A 20008-nucleotide genomic window follows, 5' to 3' on the forward strand; every position below is an offset into this window, starting at 1 on the left:
AGGACATGGTTCATGGGTTCACCCCGTTGGTGAGGGCCTGGACTTCGGCGGACAGAAGGTGGGCGGCGTGGAGGCGGCGGAAGGAAGCGGCCTTCGCCTCCAGGAGCTGGCGGCGGATGGGCAGGGCCTCGGAAGGGCGTTCCTTGCCCTCGCTGAGGCGCAAGCTGATGGCCTTGAGGGACTGCTCGAAGCCCGTGAAGGGCAAGGGCGGCGTGGCGGTCTGAAGCCTTGCCAGCGCGGATTGGAAGCGGGCATCCAGTTCCAGTAGGGCGGTCTCCAGCTCACGCTTGGTGGCCTGGATAGTGGCCTCCGTCTCCCGCCGGACGGCCTGACCTTCACCCGGGCGGGGGAAGCGATACGCAAAGCCAACCTTGCCGATGCGGTCTTCCCCTTCCTTGCCGTAGCTGCCTCGGAGACTCCACCGGCTGGTGGCGATGGCTTCCTGATGCCGAAGGGCCTGCTCTTCCAGATCCAGACGCTCCTGGATGGCCCGGCGCAGGGTGCTGGCCTCGAACCTGGGTTGGAGGTCGTCGGAGGGTGGCAGGGAAGCCTCCCCCGGGGCCGCCAAAGCGGCAGGCACGGGGGGCACATCAGCCAGGGATCGCAGCACGGCCCAGGCGTTCAGCCGCTGGCGGCGGGCCTCGTCCAGATCAGCCTGGGCGCGGAGCCGCTCGCCTTCGACCAGGGTCACCTGGAACGCGGGGTCCGCTCCGGTCTCCAGCCGCACCTGGGCGGCTTTGAACCACGCTTGCACCGTCGCGAGATCCGTCTCCCGAAGGTGCAGGACCTCCTCGGCCAGCCAGGCGTCCAGATAGGCTTGGCGGAGACGGAAACGTGCCTCGATCTTGGCGGCGTCACGAAGCGCCGGGTCGGCCTTGCCGAGGGATGCCTCCAGGCGACTCCGGGTGCCTTGCGACAAGAACAACGGCAAGTCCAGATCCACGGTCTGGTCCGTTGTCGTCGGAGCGATAGGGTTCGTGCGAGGCCCGGCGGCGATGCCAAGGGCTGGTCCCTCGCGCAGGAATCCGCGTGTGCTGGCCAGGGCTCGATGCCGTTCAGCGAGCAGGGCCTCGGTCCGGAATTGCTCGGGGCTGGTCCGGGCCCGCTGGATGATGTCGTCGTAGGAGAGGGGCGGCGCCTGCGCGAAGAGCAGGCAGGGCATCGCCCCAAGAAGGAGAGATCGCATGGGAGCCTCAATCGGTTCGAGTGGATGGCGCGGCAAGGCGAGGCCCAGCCGTGGCTTCGGAGCTGGGATCGCTCAGGCCCGGGGGGGACCCTTCTCGGGTTCGATGACCATGCTGACGAGGTGCTCGGCCCGCTCGGCCTCGTAGTGTGTGCGCGGCAGCGGATCAGGGGCAGGTGGGACGGGAGCCTCTGGAACGGGGACTGTGGCACAGCCATCGACGCAGAAGATGTGGCAGATGGGGGCACAGTCGTCGTTCACGCCCTCGGCGCACTGATCCAGGCTCGTCGCGCCCAAGTAGACGGAGGCCAGGCAGAGCAGGAGGATCGCAACCCAGCGCCTCATGAGGCGGTCACGTGGGCGTGTGTGTGGGTTTCCTCGTTGAGGCAGAGCCCGTGATACATGAGCTTGGTCACGCAGGGGTCCACGATGCTGTAGTGGATGTGGGTCCCATGGCGGCGGGTGCTGAGGATGCCGAGATCCACCAGGCGCCGGAGCTGATTGGAGACGGCCTGGGGCTTCATGCCCACGGCTTCGGCCAGATCACTCATGCAGGGGTCGCCCAGGAGCACTAGGGCGTGGAGTAGCCGCAGACGTGTGTCCGACGCCAGCACCTCGAAGACCTGGGCCAACTCCGAGGCCATTGCCACGCCCAAGAGCGGACGCTCCGTCAGGGGCGCCTTGGGGGGGCAAGCGGGGAGCTGGAGGAGCGACTTCGCCATCGAATGAATATTACACGGACCGATGTAATATGATGTTGAGTAAATCAATTCATGTGGCCTGATTCACTCAGCCGTGAACCTGCATCCACGACGCTTGGAATCACAAGAAAGGTATCGAAGCAAGCAGAGGTAGTCGTGGTGCGGGTTGGCTCAAGTTCCCGATAGAGCGCCCCACAGATGCACCACACAGCAGCAGCTAGGGTGTAGCCGGAGAGCCTGGAACAGGCACTCCAGGTATTGCAGTCGATGTCCCGGTATTTATTCCCTTGATCTCATTGATCAACGCTGTCTCCGCCGCGTTGATTTTTTCGAGGTGTTCCCCGATGTCGGTGTCTGAAGCGGATTGAACAGTTGGTAGGTCCCCTGGTTTCGATGGAAGAGGAAGGATGGCCATCTGGATCCCTCCACCAACGCCACCAGGGTTTGTTCGTTTTACGTGATCTATGGTCCAAGCTGCCACCAGCCGTCCTTCACTTAATGAAGGTTCGGAATCGGACCAGAGCAGGCGTTTTGTGTAAGCCAGAAAAGGATCCGCAATTGCCTGACCACTTCCTAGTGCGACAAAGGGAAGGTCCTTCGTGCACATCTCCGGTGATCCATTTACGTCAAATTGAAACAGATGTGGCTTTTTATTTACTGGAATTGCGACTAATGATTTGCAAATCGATGAACCAGCTTCTCCTGTAAGTGACCTTTGGTATTGTGCGGTATGCAAGTAGGGATTAAGGAATTGGGCGATTTCTTTTCCGATCTTGTCCATTACTTGTTCTGGCTCTGTCAACCCGCTAAAACCGTTGGTTTTCCAGAGCCTAAGAATCTGATTTGAAAGTATTTGCGAAATACCAACGGCCCCTGTAGCAGCGTAAATTATATGATCACCAAGGGTTTTGACCTTTTGAACTTGTTGTTGGCCAATGGTGAACATACCACCGGCTCCAAAAGTGGCGGCACTATCAGAGGCAATCAAAATTCCGTCTTTACACCGTATTCCAACCAAGACAGTCATGGTCTATCCTTGAAATACACTGTTGGCCTTCATCTCTGGGAAAGCCGCATAAATTGACGAGACCAATTGATTAAATGTCAATGATTGTGTCCAGTTAACAATTGTTTCTAGATATTCTTTAACTTCTGGATCCAACCGGTCTTTTAGTGATTTAGCTAATTCTCTGCCTTTTTCTGTGATTTGATATTGTCTATAACGCGAAATCGGAGGACGTGTAATTGTTATCAAACCTTCAAATTCTAAACGCTCAGCATCTGAATATACTTCACCGCAAAATGGGCCATAATCATACGGATCAAACGGATAAAATGAACTTGATTTAAGTTTATCTGCATCAAATTTTTTACTGATGATGAAGAGGCTCTTTTGTAGCTGAACAGGTTGCAGTGGACCTTCTCCCGACGAAATTGTCATCAGTGTCCAATCTCTTGGGGTCATAGATGCCTCACTCTACGAATCTTATGATGACTAAATAGTGCCTTGAGTTTCCGAGATGTGGATGGCCGAGCATCAGAATCTGATGGATTCCAATTTGTCTGTGATCAAAATCTGTGCCTCTTGAGCGAAATCAGTTGAATCTGGGCATACAGGCCAGTCGGTCGCTAGAGTATGAGCCCAGAACTGTCGACCTGGGGCCGAAATCCCGACAGGTTTCAGAGCAACTGGGCAATTTCATGCCAAAGGTCTTCAGAAAGGGCTTTCCCGTTCCGTCCCCTCGGACAGCACCTGCAAGACCTGGCTGTAGGCGAACAGCCGGTTACGCTGGCCCCCGGTAATCTCCCGGACGATACCCATCTCCGTCAGGGCCTTCAGGGCCTTATTGACGGTGGCGGGGGAGAGGTTCTCGGCGTCGCCGATGGCCGAGGCGGAGGCAATGGGCCGCCCTTGTAGGTAGTGGTGGACCTGTAGGACGGACCCCGCGATCTTGCCGTAAGCCTGGATGCGCTTCCGGTCGTCGGAGAATAGCTGGAGTAGCCGCTGGGCGGTCGAGACCGCGCTGTCGGAGGTCTCGGTAACGCCCTGGAAGAAGAAGTCGAGCCAAGCCTCCCAGTCGCCCTCGATGCGGACCTTTTGCAGCAGCTCGTAGTAGGTCTCCCGGTGCTGCTTCAGGAAAAGGCTGAGGTATAGGAGGGGTTCGCGCAGCACGCCTTCCACGCTGAGGAGCAGGGTGATGAGCAGGCGCCCCACGCGCCCGTTGCCGTCCAGGAAGGGGTGCAAGGTCTCGAACTGCACATGTGCCAGGGCCGCCCGGGTCAGGGGGTCGGCGATGGTGGCGTCCCCATGCAGGAAGGTCTCCCAGGTCTTCAGGCACTCGGGGAGTTCCTCATGGGGCGGCGGGACGAACTTGGCGTTGCCGGGGCGGCTGCCGCCAATCCAGTTCTGGCTGGTCCTGAACTCCCCGGGCTGCTTCCCGCTGCCCCGGCCCGAGGTGAGCAGCACCTCGTGAATCTCGCGGATGAGCCGCAAGCAGAGGGGGAAGCCCTCCTTGAGACGCTTCAGCCCGTGGTTCAGGGCTGCGACGTAGTTGGACACCTCGACCACGTCGTCCAGGGGGACCCCGGGGGCGTGCTGGTTCTCGTAGGCCAGCAGGTCAGAGAGGGAGGACTGTGTTCCCTCGATCTGGCTGGAGAGCACGGCCTCCTTGCGGACGTAGCTGTAGAGGAACAGGGCCGGGTCCGGCAGCAGGGCCGTGACCCCATCTAGGCGACCCAGGGCCAGGGCGGCCCGCTGTTGGGCGGCCAGCAGTCCTGGGGTCCACTGGATGGGGGGATCAGGTGGCAGGGGGTGTGGAACGAATGCCCGGACGGGTTCGCCCTGGGTCGTCTGCACGACGTAGCGGCCTGTGATGTCCCGCTTCATGGCGCCCCCGGAAAGTAAAACAAGGATGATCCTTGTTTTAGAAAAGGGCAAACAACTAAAACAAGACATCACCTTGTTTTACGTCTTGATGGGGGCCAGCGGTGTCCACCAGGTCGGCTCCGAAAGACGTATCTACCTAGCGTTGCGTGTATTTCCAGAATATTTCGACGCTATGCCCGCCGTCCCCACCAGGGCTTCGCCACCTGGATCCACTTTGGGGTGCATTCCAGGATGTGAACGACCTACTCGGCAGTGGACGGGGTCACCCCGCCATCACCGAGGGGTTCATGGCGCAGTCCGGCTACAAGAACGGGTTGAAGAAGACCCCCAAGGGTTTCTGGGCATTCAAAATCCGGGTGGGCCGCCAGACCAAGGAAGGGACGTTTCCCACCACCCAGTTGCAGACGGCGAGAAAACTGCTCGAACGGGTCCGCGATGACCTCCTTCGCCAGCAGGAGGGCCTGGAAGTCGAGCTGACCGTCAGCGAAGCCATGGACTACTGGCTGGATAGCAGCTACGCCAGAGCCAAGCATCTGGATCGCGCCAACTATGCCTTCGACCGCGCCCGCCCGGTGCTGGGCAGCGTGCAGGTCCGCCGCCTCACCCAGGCGACCATCATCGCCTTCAAGCGCACCCTCCTCGAATCCGACGACCCAGACCGGCGCCCGCTCGCTCCGACGACCGTGAACATCGTGCTCCGCTACCTGGCGGTGGCCATCAACTGGGCCGTGAAAAACAAGAAAATTGCTGAGAACCCCTTGAAGCAGATGCCTTACGAGCCCGTGCCGGAGGACAACCGACCTTTCCTCGTCCGGGACGACCTGATCCCCTTCCTGATGAAGGTGGACGCCCTAGGCAACGCCCACCAGCAGGTGGCCATCCGGGCCATGCTCCTTATGGGGCTACGCGAGTCCGAGGCCCTGCGGCTCCGCTGGGACGGCTTCACCGGCGACTGGGCGTTCTACGCTCCGGCCCGTGCGAAGAACGGGAAGGCTCAGCCTATCCCTGTCCAAGCCGAGGTGCTCCGGGCGGTCAGGGCGTTGCCGCAGAAGTCTGAGTGGGTCCTCCCAGGGAGGGCCGGGTCCCTGCACCTGAAGGGCTACACCCGCAAGGTCGTGGAGGAGGCCGGGGTCGAGATCGGCAAGCCCGGGCTGACCCCCCACCGCCTCCGAGCCTCGTGCGCGACCATCCACGCGGCCAGGGGAGCCAACGCCTTCCAGATCCGTGACCTGCTCCGCCATGAGCGGATTGCGACCAGTCAGAAGTATGTGAACAAGGTCCCATGCAACCTCCAGGTCGTGGTCCAGACCACGTTCGATGGGATCACCGAGATGTTCACCCGAGTTGTCCCTATCACGCCCCAAGCGATGCCCGGCGGTGTGGGTCAGATCGACCCATCCGACGACCCAACCGGAGAACCGAACCGATGACCACCACCAGCACGAAGGCCACCCCCACGACGGTGGCCACCGAAGCCGACACCACCACCATGACCTTCAAGCGCCTGCTCGGCACCGACGAGCTTGTGCTCCGGCTCCGGGAGCTGATGCCCGGCGGGATCTCCAAGCGAACGATCTACCTGTGGTGTGACATGGGGTGCCCGCACGTCCCTGTTCCCGGCGCCAGGAAGAAGCTGGGCTTCGTATTCACCGAGGTCATGGAGTGGGTCCTGTCCCACAAGGTCGAGCGGAACGTCTTCGCAAGCCCCCGGCGGGTGGCGTGATGAAGAAGAAGGCGCAGGAGAAAACCTCCCAGGCGACGCCTCGGGTGAAGCCCCCCGACGACCATCGCCTCGTCGAGGTCAACCCAGAGGTCCCCCGAAAAGTCCGTCCGGACCCCGACCTTGTCACCCCGGACTTGGTCGTCCGGATGCCCGCCGCCAAGGTTCCGATAACAAGAGTTATCAGCACCACCACCTCACCGGCGGGGATCCAGGTCATCCCCGGCGCGACCCCTGTCCAGATGGTGATCGCCTCCTTCATCAGTGGGGGCCTCGACAGCGAGGACACCCGGCGTGCTTACCGTCGTCACCTTCACGATGCTGTTGCCATTCTTGGTGTAGAGGATGTCCGTGACCTGACCGGGGCGCGGCTCGCGGGTTACCGGGCCCGCCTTTTGGCCGATGGGCGTGGACCTGCCACCCACGCCCAGGCCCTCGCGGCAGTCCGGGCCTTCCTTCGCTGGGTTGGCGGGGTCTTCCACCTCCGCCAATTCGACGGCGAGGTTCTCCGGGCAACCCTCCGGGCCCCACGCGTCTCCGTGATCAAGCCCTACTTGGTGCTCACCGAGGCGGAGACCGCCAGGATGATCAAGGCGGCGGCGGACCGCCGGGACCGGGCCATCGTGATGACCCTCCTCGGCGCTGGGCCACGAGTCTCCGAGCTGACCGGCCTTGATGTTCGGGACCTCCGCCAGGATGCAGACGGCGGAGACATCCTCCACATCCGGGCAGGCAAGGGCGCGAAGGACCGGATGGTCCCCATCCACGAGGAGGTCACCCGGGCCATCCACGCCTACTTGTCAAGCTCGGGGCGCACGACCACCGACTCGGGGCCCCTGTTCCTTGCCCAGGATCGCGGGCGTCACCTTCGAACCCAGACCAGGGTCGGAGCGCGGGCGGTCCGGGACCTCATCTATCTTCTGCATGATCTGGCTGAGATCGCGAAGCCCATCAGCCCCCACAGCCTCCGCCACAGCTTCGCGATCAGGGCCTTGCGCTACAGCGGGAACATCCTCGCCGTCTCGAAGATGCTCGGCCACGCCAACGTGGCCACGACCCAGACCTACCTGGACCACCTCGGCCTGGGTGAGCTTCGGCGGGCGGTCCCACATCTTCCTGTAGCGGATGGGGGACGTGATGAAGACGGCACGGCGATGACGATGTTGCCGTGAACGGGAAACCCGACTTCCGAGATCAAGGGTGAACCCTCTTGATCCCTGGAGGCCCCACATGACCCCAACCGATCTCATCACGGCCAGAGAGACCGCCCAGCGCCTCCACGTCGCCGTCGGCACCCTCAAGCGATGGCGCCGATGCCATGCCGGTCCTCCCTGGTGCCGGGTTGGGAGCCGGGCCGTCCGCTACTCGGTGGCCCTCCTGGAAGTCTGGCTGGGCAGGGAGAACGCGGGGGCCGGTTTCGACACGGGGAACAGCTCCGAGGGGCGCGGTCGGACCGACGATCTCGCGGGTATCATCCCTTCGCCAGCAGCCGACCAGGGCCCGCACCCCCGGCGCTGGAACTTCCTCGCCAACATCCGCCCCCAAGGCGGGTAGGAGTCCCCATGCTCGTCCAACCCTCGAACCGTGGCCCTCCTGGCGGCCGACCCCGTTCGCGGCTTCGCCGCGCCCGGGGTCGGGCCCAGACCCGACCAACACCCGGATCGACCATCGTCTTCAGAACTTCCCCGAGGCCAACGGCATGACCAAGCTAGCCATGAACACCATGTCTGTCACTCGGCGGGGCCGGGGTCGATCCCGCGCGAGTTTCGAGAACACTACCACCGAGAACATCATCACCATGGAGGACCTCCAGCAGGCGGTCCACAGGATCAACCGAGAGGCGAAGCCCGGGATCGACGGTGTCACCGCCAAGGACTACCTAAAGGACGCCAACCAGAACCTCCGGCGAGTCTTCAGGGACATCCACAGCGGCCACTGGAGACCCAGGCCCGTGCGCAAGGCCCCGATCTACAAGGGCCCCGGGGAGAAACGCATCCTGGGTATCCCCTGTATAGAGGACAAGGTCGTGCAGTGGGCCATGGTCTTCCACCTAGAACCGTGGATGGAGGGCATCTTCCTCCCCTGCTCCTTCGGGTTCAGACCCCACGTGGGGACCATCGACGCCTGCAAGAGGATCCGGGATAACCTCGCCACTTGGCAGGGAGCCTGGATCATCGACGCCGACATCCGGAAGTTCTTCGACTCCATCCCCCACGGGGTGCTCATGAGCATCTTGAAGAGGATGGGCCTCTCGAAGTTCTACCGGCGCCTGATCTTCCAGTTCCTGAAGGCTGGGACCCAGGACGGGCGGCAGTGGGAAGCGACGACCAAGGGAACCCCCCAGGGCGGCGTGATCTCACCCTTGCTGGCGAACGTCGTCCTCCACGTTGCCCTGGACACGTGGTTCTACGAGACGGTTCTCCCCGGCCTCACCGGACGGGCTGACCTGATCAGATACGCGGACGATTACGTGGCGATGTTCGAGGACGAGGCGGAAGCCCGGACCTTTCTTCAGGCAGTCACTGCACGCCTGAATGAGTTCGGCCTGGACATCCACCCCGAGAAGACCAGGATCGTCAACTGCCACGGCACCTCCACGGACATGCCCTCCTCGGACATGGCCACAGCGGAGCCGACGGCGCTGAACTTCCTGGGCTTCACACTCTCCATGGCGCCGGGGCAGGACTCGTCTTCGATCCAGGTCACCACCTCTCCGATCAGCATCTCCAGATCGGTGGGGAAGTGGCGCCGCTACATGGAGAAGTGGCAATTCCTCTCTGACCAATGGCAAGCCCATCCTGATCGCCGTGGGGAGCTTGAGGAACCCCTCGACGCCAATGGACTCCTGGACAAGATCCAGAAGAGCGTAGGCGGCTTCCTCGCCTACCAGAGCCACCTCAGTGACCTCGATGGCCATCTCCACTACTTGGAGGCCGTGAGGCCCGTTCTCGAAGCCCTGATGCGCAGGGCACAGGCCACTAACACCCACCTGACACGTCTCAAGATGATGCTCTCCCCGGGGAACATCCAGACCCTCATCGACGAAGCACGTCAGCGTGGGCGTTACTTTAAGTCTCTATCCGGCGACTGGCGAACCTACCTGCATGGCTACCAGGTTGTTCGCCCGGGCATGGGAGAAGCCGTCTGATCAGCGGTTTCGACTCGGCGTCAAACGGGGGGACGCCCCCGACGGCGACCAAGGCTGGTAACAGCCGTGCCCGCTCACACGCGCATGTTTCAAGGCTATACCTACTGTAATTCTGACTCTGCACTTTCTCACGACAACATGAGAGGGCGAGCACGCGGCGCCCCGCCATAAAATCCGCGACGGCACTGGCCGGAATCCAGGAGACGGGCCCGTGCACGGGCCCGTCGTCATTTTGGGCTGACCTCAGCAGGGTCAGCCCTGGCGGGCCGGAGCAATTGATCAGGCACTCTGGCGGCTATACCGGGGTATCTGCCTTCTCCTTCTTGAGGGCGCCGTAGACCTTGTGAAGCATGTGCTCCAGGGCCATCTTCCGGAACTCTCCGTCGCCCATGAGCCTGCTGAAGATCTCCTCGTTGCCCTCCATGCGGTCGATGACCAAGCCCTCGAAGGCCTTCTCGAAGACGTAGCGGAAATCGTCCTTGGTGTTGGTCGCCGCCGCCTTCTGGAGAGCGTCATTCTCGACGGCCTCCTCCTGGATCTGATCGAAGAACAACTGGTCGGCCAGGGTGAAGTCCGTCCCGAAGCGCTCGTTCAGGATGTCGATGAGTTCCGACAGGCGGATCTTCTGGTCCTGCTGGCCGGTGCCCACATCACTCGGCCCCTTCAAGGGTTTCCCGTCCCCGGTATCCAGGTCGATTCGCCCTTCGCTGATCTTTTGCAGCCGGTAGTATTGCAGCCCGATTTCATCTTCCAGGTGCAGGGCTGGTCCCGCCTCCCGCTTCGGCAGCTTGGTCAGCAGGAACCGGAGGTAGGTGTAGAGGCGCTCCAGATCCGAGTCCAGGTAAGGGATCACCTGGGAGAGGAAGGCATACATGTTGCGGAAGTTGACCAGCAGGGTCTTCGCCTCCTCCCGCTCCTCCTCCGGGCGACCCTTGAATCGCTCCACCGCCTTGTCCAGGATGCCGTTCATCTCGGCGCTGTCCTGGAAGGTCTCCTGGCGGTGCGGCCTGAAGTAAACGTCTGCGAACGTCTTGACCTCCTCCTCGAAGATCAGGTTGGTCTCCTCGATCTGGTGCTGGAGCCGATAGAGATGCTGAGGGTCTGTCAGCGGCTCCGTCGGTGTGTCCTCGTAGTAGGGCTTGAACGCCTTGAAGATCTCCTCGGGCTTGTTCCGGAAGTCCAGGATGAAGGTGTCCTCCTTCCCGGCGCAGGTGCGGTTCAGCCGGGATAGGGTTTGGACGGCCTGAAGGCCCGTCAACTTCTTGTCCACATACATGGTGTGGAGCAGGGGCTGGTCGAAGCCCGTCTGATACTTCTCAGCCACCAGGAGGACTTGATACTCCTGGGTGTCAAACTTCCCCGGAAGTTCGCTCTCCTTGATGCCGCCGTTCATGCCCACTTCTGTGTAGTTCTTCCCGGGGACCTTGGGGTCCACCACCGTGCCCGAGAAGGCCACCAAGGTCTTCACGTCCTGGTAGCCCTTCTTATTGATGTATTTGTCGAAGGCCAGCTTGTAGCGCACGGCATGTAGCCGGGAGTCGGTTACGACCATGGCCTTAGCCCTTCCCCCGATCTTGTGCCGGATGTGGGTCCGGAAATGCTCCACCATCACCTCGGTCTTGGTGGCCAGGTTGTGGGGGTGGAGCGTCAGGACACGGGCCAGGGCCCGGGCGGCCTTCTTCCGCTCAACATGCACGTCTTCCTCGGTGGCCTGGATGATGCGGAAGTAGGCCTCGTAGGTGACGTAGTGCTTGAGAACGTCGTGGATGAACCTCTCTTCGATGGCCTGCCGCATGGTGTAGAGGTGGAAGGGGGATTCCCCCGTGGGGCCGGGCTCGTCGAACACCTTCTTCGTTTTGTATTTAGGGGTGGCGGTGAAGGCGAAGTAGCTCAAGTTCGGCTGCTTCCCCCGCTTCATCATCTCCCGCACGACCCCGGCGAGGCGGTCGGGGTCCTCATCCTCCTCCGGTCCGTGCTCGGCGGCGTAGGCTGCCGCCTCTTCGGCCAGACGATCGGCATTGAGGACCCCCTTCAGCTCCGTGGCGCTCTCGCCGGACTGGGAGCTGTGGGCCTCGTCCACGATGACGGCAAACTGCTTGTCCTTCGTGGCGATGCTCAGGCCGTGGAAGCCTTCCTCCCGGAGTTTCTCCAGGGTCTCGGCGATGAAGGGGAACTTCTGCAAGGTGGTGATGACGATCGGCGTCCCATTGGCGAGCGCCTGCACCAACTGGCGGGTGTCCTCATCGACCTTCTGGACCACGCCGTCCTTGTGATCGAATTGGTGGATCGTGTTCTGAAGCTGCTGGTCCAGCACCCGGCGGTCTGTGACCACCACCACGCTGTCGAAGACCTTCTTGTCCTGGGCGTCGTGGAGGCTCGACAGGCGGTAGGCCAGCCAGGCGATGGAGTTGGACTTGCCGGAACCAGCGGAGTGCTGCACCAGATAGTTCCTGCCGGGGCCATGCTCCTGGGCGTGATGCACCAGACGGCGGACACAGTCGAGCTGGTGGTAGCGGGGGAAGATCATCGTCTCCTTGGTGATCTTCTTGATCCCCTCGTCGGTCAGGATCCGCTTCTCTTCCTCCTGGAGATGCAGGTAGCGGCCCAGGATGTCCATCAGGCTGTCCCGCTGCCACACCTCCCGCCAGAGGTAGGCGGTGCGGAACCCGCCATCGGTAGCAGGGGGGTTCCCCGCATGGCCGTGGTTGCCGAGGTTGAAGGGCAAGAAGAAGGTCTTGTCCCCGCTGAGCCGGGTGGTCATGAAGACCTGATCCGGGTCCACGGCGAAGTGGACCAGGGTGCGCCGCTTGAACTCGAAGATCAGCTCCCGGGGGTCCCGCTCGGTCTTGTATTGCTTCTTGGCGTGGTCCACCGTCTGGCCCGACATGGGGTTCTTCAACTCCGCCGTGGCGATGGGCAGGCCGTTGAGGAAGAGCACAAGGTCCAGGGACTTCGTGTGGGTCTCGCCATAGAAGAGCTGCCGGGTCACGCTCAGGACGTTCTTCCCGAAGAGGGCCAGCATGTCTGGGTTCATCCGGTTGGCGGGGGCAAAGGAGGCCACCCGCAGCTTCTTGCCGTAGCACTTGAACCCCTGCCTCAGCACCTTGAGGATGCCCTTGGTCTCCAGCTCCTTCCCGAGGTGGTCCAGGACGACCTTCTCGGTCTCGGCCTTGTGAATGGCCTTCAGGCTGTCCCAGGCCTTCGCCTGAGTGGACTGGATGAACCCCAGCACGAGAACGGGATCCAGCGCCCGGGCCTTGTCGTAGCGCCCGGGGGCGTTTCCCTTCTCCCGGTAGTCAACGAAGGTGTATCCCCCTTGTGTGGTCAGGTGGTCCACGATGGCGTCTTCGAGACGGGCTTCGGTGTGCTTTTTCATGACTGGGCCGGGGTGGGAATCGCCACATGACGCACATCGATCTGGCCGGTGGTGGCGGCGGTGATCAATGCAGTGCGGTAATCCGTGAGTTTTGTGACGGTCTTTCCGGCGGTCTCAACCAATCGGTCGAGATACTCCAGACGGCCTTCAAGGAACCGGACAATCACTCGTTGCTCAGCAATGGGTGGCACAGGGAAGGCGAATTTCTTGAGCGTGTCTGACTCCACCTTGAGGGTTCCGTGGGCGGACTCTTGGGCGAGGCTTGACAGGATTTTGGAGAATCCGGTCAGGCACCAGAAGAGGAAACGGGCGTCCAACTCGCCCCCGCAACGGAGAGCCTTCATGTCCTGGTTCACCGTCACCGGACGCTCCGTAATGCCCACTGGAAAGGAATGAGCGAGGATCATCCCTCGAACAACTACGAGAACAGCACCGTCCGGGATCAACGCAAGGCCAGTTTCCTCCAGGGCTTTCTCCGTGATGTGATCAATCGAGTCGGAGATCCTCTCTTGCTTCATGTCCTTGGGGGTGACCCATGGAATGTCACCCTCCCAATACTCTGCCTTCGACGTGCTTGGGGTCATACCCCCTGACATCGTCATCAAGAAGCCGAGGGGGACGATGTCCCAATGCCTTGGCACCCAACCAAGCCAATCGATGCAAGAGTCCCTCATGGGGGCGGACAGGTCCAATCCCTTGGTGGCGGCTCGGGTGATGATCGCCGTTCGCTTCTCCTTGAGCTTCTCGACCAGATCCGTCTTCTTGGTGATCAGGGCATCGATCTGACTTGTCTTCCAATCCAAGAAGGCTGCGATCTGCCTTTGCTCATCCAGCTGTGGAATGGGGAGATAGAGATCTTTGTATTTTTCGGCGCTGAAGTTCTCGATGGTGGCTTGGATCGATGTGGAACGAATGCAAGCCCAGTAACACGCTGTCTGACAGTAATAAAAAGCATACCTAGGAAGAATGACCGTCTGATCAGTTCGATATCGGATCAAATAGCCCGCATAGGCCGCTCTTCCCCAACTAGCAAAATACTGAAAACTCTTGCCGACGGTCCCGCTACGTGCAAGAAGGATGTCTCCATCTTGCAGTAAATAAGGTTCTGCAACGTGTTCTTCGAGGGAGCGGAAGGTGTCTTCATGAAGGGTGCCGTCTTCCTTCACATCAGTGATCCGAATGTAGCGAGGAAGTTGAGGATCATCTAGAACTGCGGCTTCATTCGCGCCATACATCAGAGTTTCCGATGCCGTGAACCGTAGCCGCCTAGATGACCAATGTCGAGGTAGGGCTCCCAGCCAGCCCGTCCAGCAGTCGGCGTATTCGGGGTAGGCCGGATACCTCACGCCCCACCTTCCTTCCCCTTCGCCTGCTTCTCAATGGCTTCCAGGGTCTTGATGTCCTCCGTGTCCGCATCAAGCGCCTCGGCTTGGCGGCGGTTCTGGTCGAAGGCCTCGTAGCGGTCGTGGGCGATAGCCTTCATGTCCTCGGTGCTGATGGACCCGGCGTGGGTCAGCACGGGGCGGTCGTTGAAGACCAGCAACCTGTCCACGTTCTCCCGCCAGTAGGCCAGGGTGAGGCTCTTCCGCTCCTTCACCCGGAGTTCGGCCTGCTCCAGGAAGATCACGACCAGGCGGTTCAGGGTGTCGACTTCCTCGGCGGAGAGGTAGTTCTTGGCGACGATGACATCCTGCTTGCGGACCCTGGACCCGCTCCAGGTGGTGAGGGCCATGTTGGGGGCGTCGGGGTTCGCCCGAGTGACCACGATCTCCGCCGCCGTCTTCTGGCACACGGCATAGAGGAGCTTGTTCTGCACCTCCGCGAAGAAGAGGTGGGCGTGGGTGTCGTCGGCCCGGTAGTCGTCGCTGAGGGCGAAGAGGTCCCGGACCTTCTGGTAGAAGCGCTTCTCGGAGGCCCGGATCTCCCGGATGCGGGCCAGCAACTCGTCGAAGTAGTCCCAGCCGCCGGGGTTCTTGAGGCGTTCGTCGTCCATGACGAAGCCCTTCACCAGGTATTCCGTCAGGTGGCTCGTGGCCCACTGGCGGAACTGGGTGCCCCGGGGGGACCGCACCCGGTAGCCGATGGCCAGGATCATCTCGATGCGATAAACCTTGACCTTGTAGTTCTTGCCATCCGAGGCAGTCGTCAAGGATTCCTTTACAACTGCCCCTTCCGGCAGCTCACCCTCCTCCAGGATGTGCTTGGCGTGGATGCTGACGTTCTGCTTGGTGGTATCGAACAGCTCGGCGATCTCCCCCTGGGATAGCCACACGGTGCCGTCCATGGCCCGGAACTGCACCTGGGCTTTGCCGTCCTCGCTCCGGTAGAGCACGACCTCGCCGCTCATGCCGTGACCCCTTCCAGCATGGCCATGATCTCCTTCTCAAGCGTCTTGATGTCGGCCTCGATCGCCTCCAGGGGGCGTGGCGGCTCATATTGGTAGAAGTGGCGGGTAAATGGGATCTCGTAGCCGACCTTCACCTTCTTGTGGTCGATCCAGGCGTCCGCCCGGTAGGGCAGCACCTCGGCCTTGAGGTAGGCCTCGCAGTGGTCCTTCACCAAGGCGATGAGCTTCGTGAGGTCCACCTTCCCCTTGTTCTTCTTGCCCTCGTAGTCCAAGGGGAGGGGCAGGGCGATGCCCGGAGGCAAGGGGACGTTCTCCGTGTCCCGAAGGTCCGCATCCGGCTCCTGGTTCCCCTTGGCGTCCAGGCAGGGCTTCGCCGTGGGGTCCTTCTCTCCGAGGCTCCCAGGGGAAACCAGGGCTGTTTTCAGGGTGCCTTCCAGCTCGGTCTCCGCCTGCTCGAAGGCCAAGGAGAGCTGTTTGAGGAAGGCCTTCCGGTCCTTCACCACGTGGCCATCCGTGAAGTCCGCCTTCATGCCTTCGAGGACCTCCAGGATGGCAGCCTGGGCGGCCTTCCCCTGTAACTCCTCCTCGGCCTTCTTTTTCTTGTTCTTCCGCTTGAGGGAGATCGCCAGATCCATGAAGGCGCTGGTCGCCTTGAACCGGGCGATGCGCTCATCGGTCACGGCGAAGTTCAGGCGCAGGGGGCGTTCGACGGTGATTCTCAGGAACCCGAGGTCCCGGTTGTCGAGCACTTTGCTGACGATCAGACCCTTGGTCTGGTCTCGCTTGGGATCGATGTTGGTCTGAATCTCTCCAACGGTCATTTGCACGTCGTGCTGGAAATCCCCGTAGAGCTTGGTGATCACCCCGATGTGATCGGGAGAACCATCCTGGCCATCCCCGATCTTCTTCCGCTTGTCGCCCAGGCTCTTCTTCATCTTCCAGGCGAAGTCCGTAGCATTGATGAGCTGGACCTTGCCCTTCCGGTGCTCCGGCTTTCGGTTGGTCACGAGCCAGATGTAGGTCGAGATGCCCGTGTTGTAGAAGAGCTGGTCCGGCAGGCCGACCACTGCTTCAAGCATGTCGTTCTCGATGATCCACCTGCGGATGTTGCTCTCCCCGCCTCCAGCGTCTCCGGTGAACAGAGGCGAGCCGTTGAAGACGATGGCGATGCGGGAGCCCTCGTCGTCCCCGGCGGGCCGCATCTTGGAGATCATGTGGAGCAGGAACAGGAGGGCTCCGTCGTTGATACGGGGCAGACCGGGGCCAAAGCGTCCGTTGAATCCGAACTCGTTGTGCTCCCGGGTGACGTGGTCCTTCTCCGGCTTCCACTCCACGCCGAAGGGAGGGTTCGCCAGCATGTAATGGAACTGCTCGTTGGGATGGCCGTCGCCATCCACGAAGCCTTCCTTGGTCTTCCCCGTGCCCAGGGTGTCCCCGAAGGCAATGTTCTGGGCATCTTCGCCCTTGATCATGAGGTCGGAGCCGCAGATGGCGAACGACTCGGGGTTGTATTCCTGGCCGTAGAGCCCAAGGGTGGCGCTGGGGTTCAGCCCCTTCTCCGGATCTTTGATCAGCTTCTCGGACTCTGAGAGCATCCCGCCCGTGCCACAGGTCGGGTCGTAGATCTTGATGACCTTCCCCTGGGTGTAGACCAGATCGTCGTGGGTGAAGAGGAGCTTCACCATGAGGTTGATGACTTCACGGGGAGTGAAGTGGTCCCCGGCCTCCTCGTTGGCCTGCTCGTTGAACCGCCGGACCAGGTCCTCGAACAAATAGCCCATGGCGATGTTTGGGATGGTGTCCGGATGCAGGTCCACAGCCGCCACCTGCTTGACGACCTCGAAGAGGCGGTTGGCCTCCTCCAGCTTCTCGATCTCCTCCTCGAACTTGAACTTTTCGATGATCTTCCGGGCCCGGGAGGAAAACCCGGCCATGAAGTTCACCAGGTTGGCGGCGAGCTTGTCCGGGTCCCCCAGGAGCTTCTGGAACGTGAAGTCGCTGGTGTTGTGGAAGGTCAGCTTGAACCTGTGGTTGATGGTCTTCTCGATGGTGTCCGGGTCCGACTTGCCGTCCGCCTGCAACTTCTTGTGCAGGGCGATGACGGCCTCCTTGCTGCTCTCCAGGACGCAGTCCAGGCGCCGGAGGACGACCAGGGGGATCATCACCCGTCGGTATTGGGGTGGCCGGTAGGGGCCCCGAAGGAGGTTGGCGATGTTCCAGATGACATCGCCCTGCTGCTTGATGGTGTCGAGGTTGGCCATGGATTTGTTTTCCGTGCGGCCTATGGCCGAAACTGGAGAGGATGAGGTCGGCGGAATGTATTTGAGCCTGGGCGGGGCAAGCCTGGAGACGCTGCATGACCCTTTAGGTAGATGACCTTCAGGTTAACGCAGGGCCTTGGGCATTCCTTGGCCGGAATCCCGGAGGGGGCGTTCTCGGCGGGGCAGTTTTGGTGGCGGGTGCATTACTTCCCTCCGATCCCCCTACTAGGCCCAGGGGCCCTGCCTGACGGCGAAGGTGACGAGCACGAGGCCCCTACCAAGCGGGGGGTCGTTGCGAGAGGGCTTCTGGATCCACGCCAAGACAGGTTCGTTCAAGCTCGTCGATGAACATGCCCGCTGGATCCAGCGACCCGAAAACGCCCAGGAGTTCGAGCTTCCCGACGAAGTCGTCCTGGCTCTTGGGGATCTGCGCTGGGACTTCAACGGGAAGGGTCGCCGGGACATCCTGCTGCTCGCCATGGACCAGGGGCTGATCCGCACCCGGGGGCACGGACCCGGGGCGGTGACGTTCGAGGCCACCTTGCCCATCGAGGAGATCATCCGGGGCAGCGCGAAGTTCATGCAGCTGAACTGCGGTCCGGCCACCCGGTGCACCGTCTCAGACCTCCGCCGGGGCGAGACCGTCGTCTTCACCTACGGCGACGCCAAGCCGGTCATCGAGGCCAGGGACTACCGGTTCCTCCTGCCGGTCTGGATGCGCCCGACCCAGGTCCTGCCCATGCCGCGCCCTTTTGTTCTGCTGGATGGGTGGGTAGCCAACGGGATCTGGACTTGCTCCGCGTTGCCGGGCGCTACCACCCCCAGCCAGCTCGTGGTCCTCCTGGGCGAGATGGGCATCGAGGGGTCCGGGTGGCTGGCCCTGAAGGACGGGCGGACCTGGAAGATGTCCCCATCGGCCCCGCCCTTGACCCCGGTTGACCCTGAGCGCTTGCCCAAGCACGTCCGGGTCTGTTCGGACTGCGGCTGGCCTACCACGGGACCGTCGTCCCCCTGCCAGTGCGGGAACACCCTCCACTGTCGTGCCTGCGGGCTGCCCAGGTTCTGGCCGGTGCCAGGGAAAGACATGGTGACCCTCGGTGGAGACTCTCTCCACGTCCCTCTCGTGGCCGGATATGGGCATCGGTGCCTCCGCTGGGGCTCTGTGAGTGTGATGCCTTTGGACGAGCTGATCCGGCGGGGGCGTTGAAGCCTATCTGGTTCGCGGTGGTCGCCCTCTGGGCTCTCGCCTGCCTTGGCATCCGGCTTCGACTCCATGGCCGTCTCCTTGTCGCCGGAACCTCGCTGAGGACCTCGGACTGGGTGCTTCGGGCCCTGGGCGCCCGGTGGCTGCCCAGGGTCAGCCTTGGCCTGCTGATCGTTCAGGGGATCCGGGAGCCCGGCGCCGTCGTCCACGCTCTCCGGGGCCTCGATGGGCGCAATGTAATTGCCGTTGTGGTGGGCGGGGCGTTCCGCTTGTTCGCAACGGCCACGCTCTGGGCCGAGTTCCGGGTTGTGGAAGAGCATCGGCTTCACCGCCTTGATCTTCGGGCCTCCCTGGTCTGGGAAGCTGCGTTCTGGGCCCATGCCTGGTTGACACTCCTTCCGACCGCGCTGTGGAGCTGACGTGGGCATCAACCTGATCCAGAACGACGAGCAGCACCCCGAAGGGAACCCCCCGTCCGCGACCATGCGGATCGAGGAGACCATCCTGCTCGACGAGCGCGTCCAGACCCTCCAGGGGCCTTTGGTCGACGCGGGCTTCGAGGTCACGCTCCTCCCGGTCTCCCAGAGGGGCACAATCCCCCAGCGTCGCCCAGGCATGGCCCCGCGCCCGCCGATCCTGATCACTGGGAAGGTCCGGGACTGGCTGGACCGGAACCCCGACCCGATGACCCTCGGGGTCAGCCTGATCAACGTGGCGGCCATCGTGGGCCATCCGGAGGGGTGCGCCGCCGTCCTGCTCCGGGCCCTGGCCGACCCGACCGTTCCCACCTACACCCTCTTCTGGATGGACTTCTCCCCGGACGGTCGGCGCCACCTGATGCTCTTCGTGCGGGAGTAGACCCTGATCCGCGTGACCGTGGACTACGGATTCGACCTGCACTCCATCAGCCTCATGGAGCCCGTCTTCGCCCAGATCCAGGTGGGTCTACCCGTGGTCGTCGAGGGGCAGGGTTTCCCGGTCGAAGGCGTCCTGGAGCAGGACCTGTGGGCCTTCAACTACGGCGCCGTAGGGGCCGTCCACGTGACGACCGACACGGGCCGCGAGGTGTTCGAGGGGGGTCTCGGGGACGCCGAGGTGGCAGTTCACTGGGACTGAAGGGGTGACCGTGGACGCCTCCACCTCGTCCAGGCCCACCACTGCCGCACCACCCCGGGTGGTGC

General features: G+C 62.2%; 18 protein-coding genes. 8 read left to right on the forward strand and 10 right to left on the reverse strand.

Features of this window, described 5'->3' with window-relative positions; all coding sequences use genetic code 11:
- Positions 1 to 10: 10 nt before the first annotated feature.
- From ML539_RS14830 to ML539_RS14855, 6 genes are all read right to left on the reverse strand, one after another.
- Positions 11 to 1186: a TolC family protein gene (locus ML539_RS14830; RefSeq protein ID WP_243325152.1), complete on the reverse strand. Its 1176-nt coding sequence runs from the start codon at positions 1184 to 1186 to the stop codon at positions 11 to 13.
- A gap of 72 nt (positions 1187 to 1258) precedes the next feature.
- Positions 1259 to 1528, reverse strand: coding sequence for a hypothetical protein (locus tag ML539_RS14835; RefSeq protein WP_243325153.1), 270 nt, complete (start codon positions 1526 to 1528; stop codon positions 1259 to 1261).
- Positions 1525 to 1905 carry a metalloregulator ArsR/SmtB family transcription factor gene (locus ML539_RS14840; protein ID WP_243325154.1) on the reverse strand — a complete coding sequence of 127 codons (381 nt, stop codon included), beginning with the start codon at positions 1903 to 1905 and terminating at the stop codon, positions 1525 to 1527. Before ML539_RS14840 ends, ML539_RS14835 begins: the two co-directional genes overlap by 4 nt.
- A 196-nt stretch (positions 1906 to 2101) precedes the next feature.
- Positions 2102 to 2911: a hypothetical protein gene (locus ML539_RS14845; RefSeq protein WP_243325155.1), complete on the reverse strand. Its 810-nt coding sequence runs from the start codon at positions 2909 to 2911 to the stop codon at positions 2102 to 2104.
- Positions 2912 to 2914: 3 nt separating this feature from the next.
- Positions 2915 to 3349, reverse strand: coding sequence for a hypothetical protein (locus tag ML539_RS14850; RefSeq protein ID WP_243325156.1), 435 nt, complete (start codon positions 3347 to 3349; stop codon positions 2915 to 2917).
- A gap of 249 nt (positions 3350 to 3598) precedes the next feature.
- Entirely contained in the window at positions 3599 to 4771 is a 1173-nt protein-coding gene (locus tag ML539_RS14855; protein WP_243325157.1) for a Fic family protein, read from the reverse strand.
- A gap of 287 nt (positions 4772 to 5058) precedes the next feature.
- Here ML539_RS14855 and ML539_RS14860 point away from each other — a divergent pair, with 287 nt between their 5' ends.
- The 5 genes from ML539_RS14860 (at position 5059) to ML539_RS14880 (ending at position 9639) form a co-directional block, all read left to right on the forward strand.
- Positions 5059 to 6201: a site-specific integrase gene (locus tag ML539_RS14860; protein WP_243325158.1), complete on the forward strand. Its 1143-nt coding sequence runs from the start codon at positions 5059 to 5061 to the stop codon at positions 6199 to 6201.
- Positions 6198 to 6494 (forward strand): hypothetical protein, encoded by a 297-nt coding sequence (locus ML539_RS14865; RefSeq protein ID WP_243325160.1) that lies wholly within the window; start codon positions 6198 to 6200, stop codon positions 6492 to 6494. Before ML539_RS14860 ends, ML539_RS14865 begins: the two co-directional genes overlap by 4 nt.
- The gene (locus ML539_RS14870; RefSeq protein WP_243325162.1) at positions 6494 to 7663 is read left to right on the forward strand and encodes a tyrosine-type recombinase/integrase; all 1170 of its coding nucleotides are present in this window, start codon (positions 6494 to 6496) and stop codon (positions 7661 to 7663) included. The genes ML539_RS14865 and ML539_RS14870 overlap by 1 nt, the downstream gene beginning before the upstream one ends.
- Before the next feature lie 58 nt (positions 7664 to 7721).
- Positions 7722 to 8045: a helix-turn-helix domain-containing protein gene (locus ML539_RS14875; protein ID WP_243325164.1), complete on the forward strand. Its 324-nt coding sequence runs from the start codon at positions 7722 to 7724 to the stop codon at positions 8043 to 8045.
- Between the two features lie 145 nt (positions 8046 to 8190).
- The gene (locus ML539_RS14880; RefSeq protein ID WP_243325166.1) at positions 8191 to 9639 is read left to right on the forward strand and encodes a reverse transcriptase domain-containing protein; all 1449 of its coding nucleotides are present in this window, start codon (positions 8191 to 8193) and stop codon (positions 9637 to 9639) included.
- Between the two features lie 295 nt (positions 9640 to 9934).
- Here the strand turns inward: ML539_RS14880 and ML539_RS14885 are convergent, their stop codons facing one another.
- The 4 genes from ML539_RS14885 to ML539_RS14900 all read right to left on the reverse strand — a co-directional run bounded on the left by ML539_RS14885 (position 9935) and on the right by ML539_RS14900 (position 17623).
- Complete coding sequence (locus ML539_RS14885; RefSeq protein WP_243325168.1) at positions 9935 to 13015, reverse strand: type I restriction endonuclease; 3081 nt, start codon at positions 13013 to 13015, stop codon at positions 9935 to 9937.
- Positions 13012 to 14250 carry a restriction endonuclease subunit S gene (locus ML539_RS14890; RefSeq protein WP_243325169.1) on the reverse strand — a complete coding sequence of 413 codons (1239 nt, stop codon included), beginning with the start codon at positions 14248 to 14250 and terminating at the stop codon, positions 13012 to 13014. The genes ML539_RS14885 and ML539_RS14890 overlap by 4 nt, the downstream gene beginning before the upstream one ends.
- Positions 14251 to 14357: 107 nt before the next feature.
- A complete protein-coding gene (locus ML539_RS14895) occupies positions 14358 to 15362 on the reverse strand; it encodes a virulence RhuM family protein (protein WP_243325171.1) in 1005 nt (334 codons plus the stop codon).
- The gene (locus tag ML539_RS14900) at positions 15359 to 17623 is read right to left on the reverse strand and encodes a class I SAM-dependent DNA methyltransferase (protein ID WP_243325173.1); all 2265 of its coding nucleotides are present in this window, start codon (positions 17621 to 17623) and stop codon (positions 15359 to 15361) included. Before ML539_RS14900 ends, ML539_RS14895 begins: the two co-directional genes overlap by 4 nt.
- A gap of 292 nt (positions 17624 to 17915) precedes the next feature.
- Between ML539_RS14900 and ML539_RS14905 the strand changes: the two genes are divergently transcribed.
- The 3 genes from ML539_RS14905 (at position 17916) to ML539_RS14915 (ending at position 19943) form a co-directional block, all read left to right on the forward strand.
- On the forward strand, positions 17916 to 18830 hold the full coding sequence (locus tag ML539_RS14905) for a protein mss51 (protein WP_243325175.1): 915 nt from the start codon (positions 17916 to 17918) through the stop codon (positions 18828 to 18830).
- A 417-nt stretch (positions 18831 to 19247) separates the two neighbouring features.
- Positions 19248 to 19685, forward strand: coding sequence for a hypothetical protein (locus ML539_RS14910; RefSeq protein WP_243325176.1), 438 nt, complete (start codon positions 19248 to 19250; stop codon positions 19683 to 19685).
- Positions 19686 to 19697: 12 nt separating this feature from the next.
- The gene (locus ML539_RS14915) at positions 19698 to 19943 is read left to right on the forward strand and encodes a hypothetical protein (RefSeq protein WP_243325178.1); all 246 of its coding nucleotides are present in this window, start codon (positions 19698 to 19700) and stop codon (positions 19941 to 19943) included.
- Positions 19944 to 20008: the final 65 nt, after the last annotated feature.

This window comes from Geothrix sp. SG200 (assembly GCF_022808935.1).
GTDB classification, from domain to species: domain Bacteria; phylum Acidobacteriota; class Holophagae; order Holophagales; family Holophagaceae; genus Geothrix; species Geothrix alkalitolerans.